Below are 13053 nucleotides of genomic sequence, written 5' to 3'. Positions count from 1 at the left end.
CTGATTCGGGCAATGCCGGCCGTTACGATCGCACCGAGCGCCGAAGCTCCAGGCCGAGATTCCGGCGCCGCGATGGAGGGGTCAGGATGTTCGGTTGGAAGAAGAAGCGCAACGATTCGAAGATGACGCTCGACGATGTGATGTCGAAGCTCAGGCCTGACCTGAGTCGGGAATCGCTCGGCGTCGGGCCCGACTTTCCGGGCGTCGCCCCGAACCCGCTCATGAGCAGTGATGCACGCAAGCGCAATGCGGAACTGCGGAGGGGGGTGCTTGCGCTCGGCGTTCTCGTCGACTGGCGGGAGGTCAACAGCAATCCACGCGTGGTCCTGATGTTCGACGTGGAGACCTCCGACGGCATCTTGTTCCGCGGTATCGCAGACGAAGACCTCACGATCACCGAGCTGACACGACTCGCCCCAGGACAGACGTTGCCCGTGCGCTACCGGCCGGCCGTCATGGACCACTACGTCGCCCTTGCCCGGGACGCGGACGCCGCCCACGTTCAGCAGCTCTCCGACGAGATCGCGAGCCGCAAGCGGACCTGACCTGAAGCCATTGCCCGGGAACCCTAGGCGCGACCCGTCGCCCTGGGTCAGGGTCGAAAGGCATTTGCAGGACCGGCGAGGACGTTCCCCAACTTGTGTGCCGAAACTTGCGATGTGGGAATCTGCTCGAACTTGTGTGGGTGAGACTCGCGCGAAACGGCTCGCGGCCGGACACATCGCAGGCTGTTGAACAACAGGTGCGTGGCCGTTGATTGGCTAAGGGGACGGGCTTGGGACGCCCATGGGAGAAGGTTCTTTTCAGATTGTCTGTTGGCTGAGGCGTGGGATAGATGGACGGCTCGGATCTTCGTTCCGGAGCCCCGCAACCTGCTGAGCAGCGCGAATCGGTGTAGTTGCCGGGGAGAGAATTTATCCCCTACGCGGGGGGTCGCTCCGATCCATGCTCACTTCGTTGTGCTGTTCGGAGCGTAACCCACGTGTCAAGGGGTGACGGTGTCATTTCGCGATTGATGTGAGCGCGAGTTTGTTCTACGAGTTCCGCGAAGGGGAGTTGCCGTGGGAGTGCCATGGGATGCCTCCCATGAACATCTCACTCGTGGTGTATCTGATGCGGGGCGGTGTCGGATTTACACGTAGCTGTTCCGGCTTGAGTGAAAGTGGAGAGAGATTTCTTCGGCCGCGATGTCACTCAGCTCGGGTTGGCGGGATCTTCCTGTGAGTAGAAGAACCATTCGAGGCAACTGCGCGTGCGCGCGGTTGGCCGACCACAGGAGGAGCGCCATGCAGATGCAGACCGGATTCGATTGCCGTCGGGTGATCGGGGGTCGGCGATGACGAGTCCTGCGCAGGAAAAGGCTCCCGCCAGATTCGCTCGTACCCCTCGCATAAGTTCACTGCCGGCGCGGTCGCGGACTTGGGTTCGCGACAGCTTCTGCCTCGGAAGCGCGGCAGTGGGTGTCGGCGCCGGGGCGCCGCTGTTCGGGTATGCCGCCTTGTCAGTTCCGGCGGCCGCAGGACTGTCGATAGGCGCGGTGTACGCCGGAGTCGCGGGGAAGAAAAAACAACTGCGCGATGTCGAGGTCGACGAAGTAATCGAACGACTCTGCCCCGTCATGGGCATCCCGGAAGCGACGCGGGCGGTGTTGTCGGTATCGAAGTGGAGCGGAGGGACTCCGGGCGTGCCGGGAAAACTCACCGTGTATTACACGTCGGCGCAGCCGCTGAACGACGACACATGGTTCGACGACATTTGCGAGGTTTTCGAAGACCAGGGGTGGGGGTTCTTTGCACTCGCCGAGCACGATCCCAACCGTCGGCGGTTGATTTTCACGCCCGCAGCGGAGCCGGAACGAGAGCCCTCCGACAGTGAAGCGGTGGCGCGTGCAAAACGCTATGTCGGGCAACTGCTGGGACCGACCGCAACAGTGACTGCGATTGATGTCGATACCAAGACCGGTGAAGTCACCTCCATGATGGTGCGGCACGAAATCGGATCGAAGCTCGTGTCTGATGGCTATCGCACTCGTGTCGAACGCGCGATCAATGCGATGTTCCCCGGACGCTGGCGTGCAAAGTGGAACCATCACACGGACGAGGTGACGTTCGAGCAACGTGCTGCGTTCCCCGACAGCGTTTGGTTGCCCGCCCCGGACATCGACCCGGATGTCGATTTGTTGGCCAGCTACGACTCGGTGGAGATCCCCTACGGGGTCGACGAAGACGGCAACGAGGTGGTGTGGCGCCCCGCGATCGATCCGAATCTGATGCTGATCGGACCTCCCGGTAGCGGCAAGACAGTGACGGCACACAACCTGTTGGTCAACTTCTCGCGCCGCGGATGGCCGATCTGGGTGCTCGATGGAAAATATGTCGAATTCCTCGGCTTCCAGGACTGGCCCAACGTCCAAGTGGTCGCCACGACCATCGAGCAGCAAGTCGCGATGGTGCATCGTGCACGCGACTTGATGGAGTACCGCTACCAGAAGATCGTCACCGGCGAGGCAACGGAAGCGGATTTCGAACCGGTGCTGGTGTTCCTCGACGAGTGGGCGGAATTCCGCGGCAATGTCGAAGACTGGTACACCTCGGTCAAACCGAAAGGCGGCCCGAGACAACCACCGGTGCTCGCCATGCTGGCGTCGATGGCACGCAAAGCGCGTACCTCGCGAGTGCATCTGGTCTTCGGTACTCAGCGTCCCGACGCGATCTACTTCCTCGGCGACATGCGCGACAACTTCGCGATGCGCATCTCCATGGGACGGCTCTCGCCTCAAGCGGCCACCATGATGTGGCAGTCGCCGACGATTGGCACGAGCGTTCCGCGCAAGTGCCGCGGGCGAGGCACCACTGTCACCGACAACTATCAGCCGCTCGAAATCCAGTGCTACCGCGTGCCGGATCCACGAAAGACCCGTGACGGTACTCCGGACGCTGATCTCCTCGACAGGCTTCGGCCACCGGTGACCAGACACCCGCGGTTGCTGATCGTTCCTCCGGAATCTCTCCCGGACATCGACGCCTCCGACGAAACGTCAGAACCCGCTCCTCTGACCTATTTCGACTACGTCGCCGCTGACTGGGTCCTTGCCAGTGACCGACCCGACCTCGACCCGGTACTCAAGCGAGCACGGATGAACCGCGATACCGATCGCCGAATCGCATCGCCGACCGCATTGTTGGGTCTGTTGGGGGCGCCCGAAACTCCGACGAAGCGACCAGCGATGGCGGACTTCGTCGACCTCGACACCTACCGCAGGCCGACGCTCGCGAAAAACGATCCCGCAGCTGCGGCGGCGTTTCTCGACAAACTGGCCGATCCTGCAATCCGAACAGAACAGTCGAACCTCGACCAGACCCGAACCAGACTCACCGTCGTCAAGGAGGCGGTCGATGATGCGGCTCCAAGCGAGGAATCGGACTATGCATTCGCCAGTGGAGACGAACACGAGGACCAATACGGACCTGTCCAGGATGTTCGCGCCGCTGACGTGGCACTGGGTGATCTGTTGTTGATGGAGGACACCGACGAGTGGGTCGTTGTCGACACCGAACCCGAGCCCGACATCATCGAAGACTCGTTGCTCTCGTTGACCTGGCGCAGTGACACCGACGAGGTGGGCGATCTTGCGATTCCGGACAGTTCCTACGTCTCGATCCGCAAGCCTGTTCAGGTACCTGAACTGGTGTGACCTCAGTCGAGCTCGGCCGGCACCCACTGCCGCGCGGCGGGGTCCCATGTCCCTGTGGATCTCCGCCCCGACAGCAATGGAGACAGTGCACGGCTGAGCTCGGCGAGTGCGTCGTCGAGCGTATGAAGCTCGGATTTCAACGATGTCTTCGACGCGAGTGCACGATAGCCGGCGGCCCAGCTCGGCCCGGGAGATGCAAGCGTGTGGGGGAGTGTGAGCACGCGGCGGGTTTGTTGGGCCCGTAGTGCGTTCACAGTGTCTTCGGCGTCGACCGTGCATGAGGTGATGATGAGTAGCAGATCAACGAGATCACGGAATCGCGTTGAGGGGGTGACCTTCTGAGGCCCGTGAAGTTCGTACATCGCGCACAGTTTGTCAGCGATCTGGTCAGCGATAGGTACGACCGTGAAGGCCGGCAGCGTCGAGACGTCTGCGATCTCGACGGCGGGGCGGGGCTGCAGTCGTTCCACCGGTCCGATCAAGGTGCGTTCGATCGCAATGTCGATCGGAAAGTTTCCTACGCGCGTAGTGCCGAGATAAACGGTTGCTTTCAATTGAGCACCCCGACTGACGCCGGTCAGTGATCCTTTCGCCTCGATCTCGAAAGTGAACCGGTCCAGGTCCGGGCGGACGCTGAGAGCTCGTAGTTCGTCGACGGCACCGATGATGTCTGTTCCGGGATGAAGCAGATCGACGTCTTGGCTGTGACGGGCCCCAGGGATGCGAACGAGCATTCCACCGCCTCCGGTGAGGATCCACCGCGAATCAGGTGACGAGAACACCCTCGCCAGGAACCGCTGGGTGAAGTACTCGCGTTGAAGTTCTTCAGTCGTGCGACCGGATGTCTTTGCCTGGCTTCCCAGGCGTGCCAGCAGTGCCCGGTGAAATGCTGCTGCCGACGGATAGTGTTGTGCCACTATACGATTCCTTGTTTACGCAGCGCGCGAAGTGCGGCGGGCAGGGCGGGATCACGCAGAATATTCAGGACGCCGGGACCGTGCCCGACCTCGTCAGCGGCTTCCTCCTGGCGAGAGGCTCTCGTATCGGTCGGTGTGGACATCAGGTCCGAGGCGGCGACATCGTCGATGAGGGCGGCGATCAATCCTGCTCCGTCACCGAGGGGTGCGCCGTAGAGGTGCGCAAATGGGCGCAGTTGGGACTCCAACTGTCCCCGCGAGACCTGATCGGTGCGCAATGCATCCCACACCACGCCAGCGAGGTGTCCACCGTCTGTTCGAGAAGATGCGAGGTCGACGATCGTCCTTGCTGTCGTCGTGACGGGCAGGCCGTCGAGTAGAGACCAGTGTGTGGGGTCCAGCGTGGCGACGTGGAAACGGACTCCGTCGCTACGTGTGTTGCGCCGGCGCGGAACGGTGAACTCTGCAATGTCAGCATCGATGTCGCCGAGTTGTCTCAAGTCGGCAGCCGTTCGATGAGAGGCGACCCCGCGGGGATCGGCACTGCCGATGCGCTCTGTCGCCGAGCGTGTCGGGTCGAGTGCAAGCCACTGGGCGCGCACGTGATCGGTGGGGTGAATCGGCGTCCCTGTCAGCCGGTACACGCCATGTCTGATGCGGGTGAGGATGAATCGGTCTGCCAACCGCTTGAGGTGTTGCGCACTTACGCCCGACTCTGCGGCCTGCGCTGAGGTGAACATGCCCCACTGGTCCTGGGCGAGGTCAGCCAGTGCGAGGAAGCGATCATCACCTTTCATGCACCAATAATATCACTCTAGGTGTAATTATTGACGATCCAAAGTGGAGTTTCAGTGAAACTTCCCCGCATCTGACGAAGACCGCAAGCGTGTCAATCACCTGCCCGTCACGTGCGCCGCCCAGGTTCCGAAATTTGTTTGCTGACGCGTGTCACACAGGACGTCTCGACCGGATCTTCCTACTCGTAGAAGCCCAATTCCGGCGACACGAGGAGATCGGTCATGTTCGAGAGCCAGTCAGAACCCCAGCGTCCCACCCCGGGTACGGCGAACGCGGCAGGACTGTCTGACGCGGATCAGATGTCCCTGCTGATGGCAGCCCCACTGATCTTCGGAATCGTCGTCGGCGCCATTCCGGCCATGTCGGCAAGGGCCACGGCCTGGCTTCTCGAACACAACATGATCATCGCCGCAACGGAATCGCCCTTGCTGGCCCTTCCTGGCGCGGAAGGCGCTGGCCTCGATATCCGCCGGCTCATCGTCGTCGCTGCGGTGCTTGCGGTAGCGGTAACCCTGGCGGTCAGCGGCTTACGCCAGGCAGTTGATCGTCGTCGTCAGCAGCGGCTGCGAGTGGGTGATCAAGGATGAGGAAACTCGCAGGTCCGGGATGCGCGCTAGCTGGTCTTGGGAAGAGGGCGGAGAGGTCTGGTTCGAGCTCGGATGAACGCGGCACGGATCGTCTGGATCTCCACATGCAGAGCCTCGCTAAGTGCGGTGGCGTGGCGATCGGCGAGAGTCCCTTCGCCGCGCTCGATCCTGCCGATCGTCGTGGTGCTCAGGCCCGTGCGGCCGGCGATATCCTTCTGGGTCATTCCCGCGAGATTGCGCAGGTCAGCGATCGTCCTGTTCTTCTCTGGCACGACGATCAGTTGATCGAGAGGGATGCCGAGTTGCTCAGCGGCACGCGCCAGATGGTCGGGCGACGGTTGCGATCGTTCGGTTTCCCAATTGTGAACGGTGGTCGGGTCCACGCCGATTGCGCGGGAGAGATCGCCACGGCTGATCTTGGCCGCGGTTCGAGCCTTTTCGAGGGCCTTCGGCTGGAAGCCGTTCAAAGGCAGTCTCACCTGGATTGTCCGTTCATCGCTGGACATCCTATTGAAGATGTAGATACCATCGTTGCATACCGGGTTTAGATTCCAGTGATAAACACCAGAACGGCCTCAACCAGCGAGCATTCGCTGTTCTCGACGACCCGGTGCGCTCGAGTACGAACTGTTCACACGTACATGCGGCCTGACCAGCCGCTAACGGAAAAGAGCTTCCGATGACCACCAGCACCGCAGCACCACAACGCACGTCCGAAATCTCCAGCAGCCGACGCGGCTGCCGTTCCTCTGCACGCCAAGCGTCGGTAGCTAGACTGAATACAGCCGGAATCCCCGCCCGGTCTACTACACCCAGTCGCGACGACGGGTGGTTCCAGACATCGCGACAATCGGGTTCAGGGGGACGTGACGGGCAGGCTTGGACACCTGCCCGTCACGTCGATACATCAGTCGACCTCGCAGACGTTCGCTACCACGTCAACGCTCTGATGTGCGCCGGAATGACAACCGAGCTGATCGCTCAACTTGCATCACTGCCCGTCGAAATCATCCGGGCGTTGCGCAAGACTTCCACGACGTCAGCACCACAGCGTGTCGTCGACGCTGTCCTTTCAATCACCTTCCACCCCAGCCGCGGCCGCGATCTCACGCCGGCTGTCGGAGCGCACCGACGTCTGCGTGCACTCAACGCAATGGGCTATGGAGACGGTCTCCTGGCAGCTCGTCTCGGCGTCGACATCGACGTCGTCACTGGCATGCCGACCAAGAGCCTCATCCCCAGTGGGCTATGGAAGGCGATCGCCGGCATCTACGACGAGCTGTCCATGCACCCGGGCCCGGATGCCGAAATTCGTGACCGATCACGCGCGGATGGCGTCGTACCGCCGCTCGGGTGGGACGACGACGAAATCGACAACCCCAAGGCGCGGAGTCAGGAACGAGTTCAACCGCGACACGGTGGGGGAGGTGTTCCCGTTGACGAGGCAGTCGTGATCCGCCGGCTCGGTGGGGAGCAGTTGCCGCTACGCCTCTGCGAGCGACGCGAGATCGTGCGCATTGCGTTCGAACAAGGTTGGTCTCCTTCCGAGCTCGCGGCACGGCTTTCCATCAAATACGACTCGGCAGTCACCGAATTGAGCCGCTACCGGCGCGCACTTGCACGTGATGCAGCGGTCGACAGCGATTCATCGACAGAAGAGAGTGGCTCACAGGAAACAGCCGTTGAAGTCCTTGGTGTTCGCGAAGAATCCGACGAACTGTCTCCTGTCGAGCCCCTGTCGGGTCGGGAGCTGGAACCGATCTCGCTCGACGAGGATTTGTCGGAAGATGCGACATCGAGCGCTCACGCGTCCGCCGCGCTCAACCGGAGCGTCGAACGAGTCCAGTTGTCTGGTTCTCGGTCGGGACATAGGAATGGCGCGGCACGGCTCCGCCCGCCGCGCCACATGATGCGCACTCTGAGTACGCGGTGCCCCGGTGTAGGCCCTGGCGGCATTTCTCGCCACAAATCCAGCCGAGACATACTGCGTCCCAATCTGATTGATCGATCCATCAAGCCAAATCAACAGGTAGACGATGCAATGCAGCGCTCGCCATCGGCGCCCGCACGCGCCTCGCGGCGGCCCGGTCTCTTTTTCTCAGGGGCCGGCGGGAGGGCATTCACATACGGCCCGGTGGATGGTCAGCTGCGGCGAGAGGTAAACCGTGGCAGTCAACCGCAGGGATACTTGCGCCCGATCGACATTGCCGACACCGGCTGAAGTACATCTCGGCAAGATCTCCCTTGGACTCTGAAAAGCTGTCTCTGACAGCGGATTACAAAATCGCATCACGTTCTATTCATATACAGACATCTCCGGTCTCGACCCGAGACCCCAGACGGGACCTGCTCATGAACACGACATTCGCCTCCGCGCTCAACACCATGACACCCGGCGACGCTGTTATGTGTCTTGCTGCCGGAACGGTCGAGCTTGCTCTCGATGACGCACCTGAATCAATGCGCTGGCACTGGTTCGCCGATCTCCTCGACTCGCAATGGGGGTTGACCGGCAGGCTTGCGCCCATCCTGACCGAGCCGGTCATGTCCGAACTGGAGCAAGCTGCCCGTATGTGCCGCGCCGCAGCACAGCATCCGCTAGACCCACAGGTCTGGTTATCTGCATACCAATCCACAACAGCGCTGGTAGAAGACCCTGCGGTGATCTCAACAGACGCCCTGCACCTCGCGCTCTCCGCAGCCAACGACATCGCACTGGAAGCAATGGACACTCCGCATCCTGATTTTTCGGTCGCCGTCACGCTGGCATTCGAAGCGCTGACATCGGTGGTGGCCGTCGACCGCGAGGTGTCCAGAAGTTGGATTCTGACTGCAATCGGAGAATGGGTCGCGAGGACAGAATCGGATCAGTCAGGCCTCCGATCTGCACAATCGCGCACTAACGCTGACAATAGGCAGATTGCAAATGCTTCCGTTGTTTCTGCAGGATGTAGCGAGAAGACACTGCTGAAAGTGAGAGGGAATGCGTGAAACCGTCGTCCAATCAGAGCCGGTGAGTCCAGGTCATTTCGGTTCACCCAGCCCATCCGTCGTCGGGGACGCGGTCAAAGGAAGGCGACGGCAGAAACGGGCGGGGATTACTCGCGAGAAAATCGTCGATGCTGCCGCACGTCAGTTCGATGCTTGTGGATTTGCCGCGGCAAGTATCAACACCATCATCGAAAACGGGAACCTGACCAAAGGTGCAATATATTTCCATTTCTCTTCCAAAGAGGAACTGGCACAACAGGTTATCGAACGATGGTCAAATATGGTGAATGACGAGTACGTGGCTCTCGGAGAGGCTGGTGATAGGTCCCCCTACCGCCAGCTGGTGCGGTTCTGCAGCGAGATGGCGCACCGTATCGATGCCGATCCCATCCTGCGTGCTGGGTTACTTCTCACTGTCGAACCGTCCGTTACGGGCGGGAAAATTGCATATATGGAGTGGCACAAGAGCATTGATGAATTGGTTGTCCGCTCCATAGAGTCAGGCGAGATAAGAGACCGTCCCGCAAGCTACCGACTATCTGATCAGGTGTGCGCGACATTCATTGGCGGGGCTCAACTTCAGTCGGTTGATGTGGGCTCACCCAATCTGCGAACACGGATAGTCGACGTGTTCGACGGACTTACCGGCGGTCCGGACTAGCCGAAACCTCGCCTTCTACGACGACCCGCAGAGGCCCTGGATCTTCCCCCGGAGCCTTCCAAACCCTGAAAATCTACCGCGCCCGTGTATGCACGTGAGCGGACTCGAATCCCCGGTCGGAAAAGGCCACCCCTAGTATCGGGTTCGTGCCGAACGTGAGAACGCCCGACGCCGATATCTATTACACCGACAGTGGGGGAGAGGGGCCCGTCCTGCTGCTCGGGCATGGATTCTTCATGGATTCGTCGATGTTCGCCCCGCAGATCGATGCCCTCGCCGGCAATATCAGGGTGGTTGCCTGGGACTCGCGCAGGCACGGACGAACAATCGATCACGGCGCCGCATTCACGTATTGGGATTTGGCTCGAGACTCCCTGGCGGTCCTCGACGATCTCGAGATCGAGACAGCAATCGTCGGCGGAATGTCGCAGGGCGGCTACACCGCGCTACGGACGGCTTTGCTTGCTCCCGAGAGAGTCCAAGCGCTCCTGCTACTCGACACCGAAGCATCTGCCTGCACCGATGGCGAGAAAGCCGGATACAAGGCCATGTTCGATCAGTGGTGCAGCGATGCCCCGATCGAACCACTTGTCGAAGCTCTGGCACCGCAATTGATCGGCGGTGACTCGCGAGAGTCGTGGGCGCCGTGGATCGAGAAATGGACGACAAGCGATCGTCGAGCGATTCGACCGGCCGCAGAATGCTTGATCGAGCGCGACGATGTCGTCGACCGGTTGAGTGCTATCGAGGTGCCGGCGTTGATCATCCGTGGCGAACATGACATGTCCGCGCCTGCGGCCAAAGCAAAACAGTTGTACGACCATTTACCGCTCGCAGTTCCAGTCCTCACCATTCCTGGCGCAGGTCACGCAGCCAATTGGACCCACCCGCAGCCCGTGAACGAGACCATCGCGGCCTTCGTGACGATGGTTGAAACAGGCTGGCTGTAGAAGTTTGAGCAGCTATTCGGTTCCCGGGATTCGCACGCCTAGGTACATCTGTACGGGGTAGTCACCACGCATTTCCGTGTGTACCTGGACGTGAACGCGGTATTCCTCGCCGGTGTCGGCATCGCGCAGATGCATGAATGGCTGGTGTCGGCCGAATCGAACATCCTCTTTGTCCCACAGGCGCCGAAATGCAGGGAACTTGCTCAGTTCTTCCAGGGTTTCGATCGCCCATTCAGGGTTGTAATAGCGTCCCATCAATGCGCGGAACCAGTTCACCGTCAAGGTCGTCTCGGCTTCCCACTCCACCATGACTTGCTTGGACTGCGGTGTGGAGAAGAACCAGCGCAAAACATTGCCGTCGTCGAGAAGGCCTGGAAAGGCGCGATCATAGGCAGCGTTGCATTCGATGACATTCCATCGCTCATCCAGATAAGCCACCAGATGTGGATTGAGCGCTGTGATGACCGTGCGCATCTCGGGTGTGATGAGTGATCGGTATTGCTCGATCGTCCACGGGGTGGTCGATGTTTCCCGTTCCGTTTGAGTGCGGCGAGCAAGGTTGTACAGGTGTCGGCGCTGGGCCGGATCGAGGCCGAGTTCCCGTGATGTCGCTTCCAGAAATTTGACTGAAGGGTTCGGCGATTCGTTACGTTCGATCTGCGTGATATGGCTCACGCTCCAGAAAATATTCGCCGCGAATTCGGTCCTTGTCAGACCGTCCGGGTGCTGCGGTGTGGATCTGGTGCGCAACGCGCGCAGGTAATCGCCCAGGTTGGGCGGTCGGACGGTATCCATGCATGACCTTTCGTGAGTATCTGTAACGGGACAAACACCCAAAAGCTGACCTACGGCGAAAAGTCAATACTCGCAGGTAACACTCTTTAGTGGTACCGGCCAGACTCGCGCCGGTCACACAAACCTGCTGTGCTGTTTCGCGAAAGACTCACAGCTGCGTGGCAGGCAGGAGAGTGAAACCAGCAGGGAGGCGAGTCAACACCGGGGTGGGGAGACCCTCGGAGTTGACTCCAGAGGGGGATAGCCATGCCACGTTTACGGCGAGGCTCAAGCAGGCGTTCCAGGAGGTCGCCGCTTGGCCTTCATATACGCCCGATTCACCTGTTCCTCAGAAATCCCCAACGCCTCCGCCAAAGCGGTCTGGATCTTGTCGGTGAGGGCGATCTCACCGCGTTCAATGCGCGTGATCGTCGTGGTCGTCAACCCGCACACTTTGCCGAGCTGGGGTTGGGTAAGTCCGACCAAGCATCGATAGTCACTGAGAAAGCGCTGCTCCGGATCCGTGACGACGACGTCGCCGACTTGGATGTTCAACGCCTTCGTGGCTCTGGCCAGGAAATCTATCTGAGGAGACACGGCGCCGATCTCCCAGTTGCGGATGGTCGCGGCGGTCGTGTCCGCCAGGCGGGCGACATCGCCACGGGACATCCGAGCTGCCTTTCGGGCAGCTGCGAATGCGTCTTTATCGAAGCCGCGCAGGACGTTGCGGCTCATCGGATTGGTCCGTCCATCGCTAGACACCATGCCGCAACCCTTCTAATATGCCATCCAGATTGGCTTTTAGATTTGTCACCAAGATTGACAGGGATTGCGGCGAACGTACCGCCACCGAAAAGCCGAGGCAAACCGTTCTGCAGCGCAGTTGGCGCCAGCCAGTCCAGGTCCCGACCTACTGTCCCCGTACGACCTGCCCACCCTGTCCACTCGTCCACTGTGAAGGACCACCACACATGGCATCCCTACTGACCAAAAAGATCGATTCCATCCGCTCGTCCAGTGACAAACAACCAGCACATAACGGCGCAGACCCGGATAGCCCACCCGACCTGACTACCCGCGCGCGAGTGCGCAGACGCCCGATCTATCTTGCTATCGGCGTTGCGCTTGTCGTCGTCGCCGTGATCGGCATGCTCGCCGCAGTGAGCGCGATGCGCGCCACGACCGACGTCCTGGTCCTCGCGCGCGACGTCCAACAGGGCCAAATCATCGAATCGAAGGACCTCACGGTGAAAACCGTCAATGTCGATGCCGACCTGGGTGCCCTCTCGGCGGGTGAACGAGGTCGTGTCATCGGAATGAGTGCCGGCACTCGATTGCCGGCAGGAACAGTGCTGATGCCTGCGGCGGTCACCGACCAGGTGGTGCCCGGAGAAGGCTTGACGATGGTCGGCATCACCGTGGGATACCCACACCTGCCGTCGGAAGCAATTCTTCCCGGAGACATGATCCGCGTCGTAGACACACCCCGAGAAGGCGACGACCCGCCGGTTACTGGACCTATCAACACAAAGGCGCAGGTCTACTCGACGACCACGATCGCGGAAGCGGGCGAAACCACTCTCAACCTCCTGGTCCCGGAAGCCGAAGCAAACTGGGTCGCCGCGCGGGCTGCGACCAAGCGCGTGTCCATCGTCCTCGACAACCGAGTGCGGTGATTTCC

At 60.8% G+C, this 13053-nt stretch carries 13 protein-coding genes; 8 read left to right on the top strand and 5 right to left on the bottom strand.

The window, feature by feature from the left end:
- Positions 1-86 precede the first annotated feature (86 nt).
- Together PCS43_RS31080 and PCS43_RS31075 are read left to right on the top strand one after the other, a co-directional pair.
- The gene (locus tag PCS43_RS31080) at positions 87-545 is read left to right on the top strand and encodes a hypothetical protein (protein ID WP_058037113.1); all 459 of its coding nucleotides are present in this window, start codon (positions 87-89) and stop codon (positions 543-545) included.
- Positions 546-1336: 791 nt separating this feature from the next.
- Positions 1337-3694, top strand: a complete 2358-nt coding sequence (locus PCS43_RS31075; protein WP_253741145.1) for an FtsK/SpoIIIE domain-containing protein — start codon at positions 1337-1339, stop codon at positions 3692-3694.
- 2 nt (positions 3695-3696) lie between these two features.
- On the opposite strand, the gene PCS43_RS31070 is transcribed toward PCS43_RS31075, so the two are convergent.
- Together PCS43_RS31070 and PCS43_RS31065 are read right to left on the bottom strand one after the other, a co-directional pair.
- Positions 3697-4611 carry a nucleotidyl transferase AbiEii/AbiGii toxin family protein gene (locus tag PCS43_RS31070; protein WP_011331704.1) on the bottom strand — a complete coding sequence of 305 codons (915 nt, stop codon included), beginning with the start codon at positions 4609-4611 and terminating at the stop codon, positions 3697-3699.
- Positions 4611-5408, bottom strand: coding sequence for a type IV toxin-antitoxin system AbiEi family antitoxin domain-containing protein (locus tag PCS43_RS31065; protein WP_058037110.1), 798 nt, complete (start codon positions 5406-5408; stop codon positions 4611-4613). The genes PCS43_RS31070 and PCS43_RS31065 overlap by 1 nt, the downstream gene beginning before the upstream one ends.
- A 222-nt stretch (positions 5409-5630) precedes the next feature.
- Between PCS43_RS31065 and PCS43_RS31060 the strand changes: the two genes are divergently transcribed.
- The gene (locus PCS43_RS31060) at positions 5631-5996 is read left to right on the top strand and encodes a hypothetical protein (RefSeq protein ID WP_228233062.1); all 366 of its coding nucleotides are present in this window, start codon (positions 5631-5633) and stop codon (positions 5994-5996) included.
- Positions 5997-6022: 26 nt separating this feature from the next.
- Here PCS43_RS31060 and PCS43_RS31055 read toward each other — a convergent pair whose 3' ends face one another.
- On the bottom strand, positions 6023-6475 hold the full coding sequence (locus PCS43_RS31055; protein WP_228233067.1) for a helix-turn-helix domain-containing protein: 453 nt from the start codon (positions 6473-6475) through the stop codon (positions 6023-6025).
- 482 nt (positions 6476-6957) lie between these two features.
- Here PCS43_RS31055 and PCS43_RS31050 point away from each other — a divergent pair, with 482 nt between their 5' ends.
- The 4 genes from PCS43_RS31050 to PCS43_RS31035 all read left to right on the top strand — a co-directional run bounded on the left by PCS43_RS31050 (position 6958) and on the right by PCS43_RS31035 (position 10598).
- Positions 6958-8217, top strand: a complete 1260-nt coding sequence (locus tag PCS43_RS31050) for a hypothetical protein (protein ID WP_256922263.1) — start codon at positions 6958-6960, stop codon at positions 8215-8217.
- Positions 8218-8348: 131 nt separating this feature from the next.
- Positions 8349-8987 (top strand): hypothetical protein, encoded by a 639-nt coding sequence (locus PCS43_RS31045; protein ID WP_270923184.1) that lies wholly within the window; start codon positions 8349-8351, stop codon positions 8985-8987.
- Positions 8980-9648, top strand: a complete 669-nt coding sequence (locus PCS43_RS31040; RefSeq protein ID WP_270923183.1) for a TetR/AcrR family transcriptional regulator — start codon at positions 8980-8982, stop codon at positions 9646-9648. The genes PCS43_RS31045 and PCS43_RS31040 overlap by 8 nt, the downstream gene beginning before the upstream one ends.
- Before the next feature lie 146 nt (positions 9649-9794).
- Positions 9795-10598: an alpha/beta fold hydrolase gene (locus PCS43_RS31035; protein ID WP_228233076.1), complete on the top strand. Its 804-nt coding sequence runs from the start codon at positions 9795-9797 to the stop codon at positions 10596-10598.
- 12 nt (positions 10599-10610) lie between these two features.
- Here PCS43_RS31035 and PCS43_RS31030 read toward each other — a convergent pair whose 3' ends face one another.
- The gene (locus tag PCS43_RS31030) at positions 10611-11393 is read right to left on the bottom strand and encodes a helix-turn-helix domain-containing protein (RefSeq protein ID WP_058037103.1); all 783 of its coding nucleotides are present in this window, start codon (positions 11391-11393) and stop codon (positions 10611-10613) included.
- A 267-nt stretch (positions 11394-11660) separates the two neighbouring features.
- Complete coding sequence (locus PCS43_RS31025) at positions 11661-12107, bottom strand: helix-turn-helix transcriptional regulator (protein WP_058037102.1); 447 nt, start codon at positions 12105-12107, stop codon at positions 11661-11663.
- A 236-nt stretch (positions 12108-12343) separates the two neighbouring features.
- Between PCS43_RS31025 and PCS43_RS31020 the strand changes: the two genes are divergently transcribed.
- A complete protein-coding gene (locus tag PCS43_RS31020; RefSeq protein ID WP_270923182.1) occupies positions 12344-13048 on the top strand; it encodes an SAF domain-containing protein in 705 nt (234 codons plus the stop codon).
- Positions 13049-13053: the final 5 nt, after the last annotated feature.

The organism is Rhodococcus sp. C-2 (assembly GCF_027854095.1).
GTDB lineage: Bacteria > Actinomycetota > Actinomycetes > Mycobacteriales > Mycobacteriaceae > Rhodococcus_F > Rhodococcus_F qingshengii.
The sequence above is the reverse complement of the archived record's forward strand: the minus strand, read 5'-3'. Positions and strand labels throughout refer to the sequence as shown.

Coding starts and splice junctions, on each gene's coding strand:
- PCS43_RS31080 (WP_058037113.1), top strand. CDS start 87: ATGTTCGGTTGGAAGAAGAAGCGCAACGATTCGAAGATGACGCTCGAC.
- PCS43_RS31075 (WP_253741145.1), top strand. CDS start 1,337: ATGACGAGTCCTGCGCAGGAAAAGGCTCCCGCCAGATTCGCTCGTACC.
- PCS43_RS31065 (WP_058037110.1), bottom strand. CDS start 5,408: ATGAAAGGTGATGATCGCTTCCTCGCACTGGCTGACCTCGCCCAGGAC.
- PCS43_RS31060 (WP_228233062.1), top strand. CDS start 5,631: ATGTTCGAGAGCCAGTCAGAACCCCAGCGTCCCACCCCGGGTACGGCG.
- PCS43_RS31050 (WP_256922263.1), top strand. CDS start 6,958: ATGACAACCGAGCTGATCGCTCAACTTGCATCACTGCCCGTCGAAATC.
- PCS43_RS31045 (WP_270923184.1), top strand. CDS start 8,349: ATGAACACGACATTCGCCTCCGCGCTCAACACCATGACACCCGGCGAC.
- PCS43_RS31040 (WP_270923183.1), top strand. CDS start 8,980: ATGCGTGAAACCGTCGTCCAATCAGAGCCGGTGAGTCCAGGTCATTTC.
- PCS43_RS31030 (WP_058037103.1), bottom strand. CDS start 11,393: ATGGATACCGTCCGACCGCCCAACCTGGGCGATTACCTGCGCGCGTTG.
- PCS43_RS31025 (WP_058037102.1), bottom strand. CDS start 12,107: ATGAGCCGCAACGTCCTGCGCGGCTTCGATAAAGACGCATTCGCAGCT.
- PCS43_RS31020 (WP_270923182.1), top strand. CDS start 12,344: ATGGCATCCCTACTGACCAAAAAGATCGATTCCATCCGCTCGTCCAGT.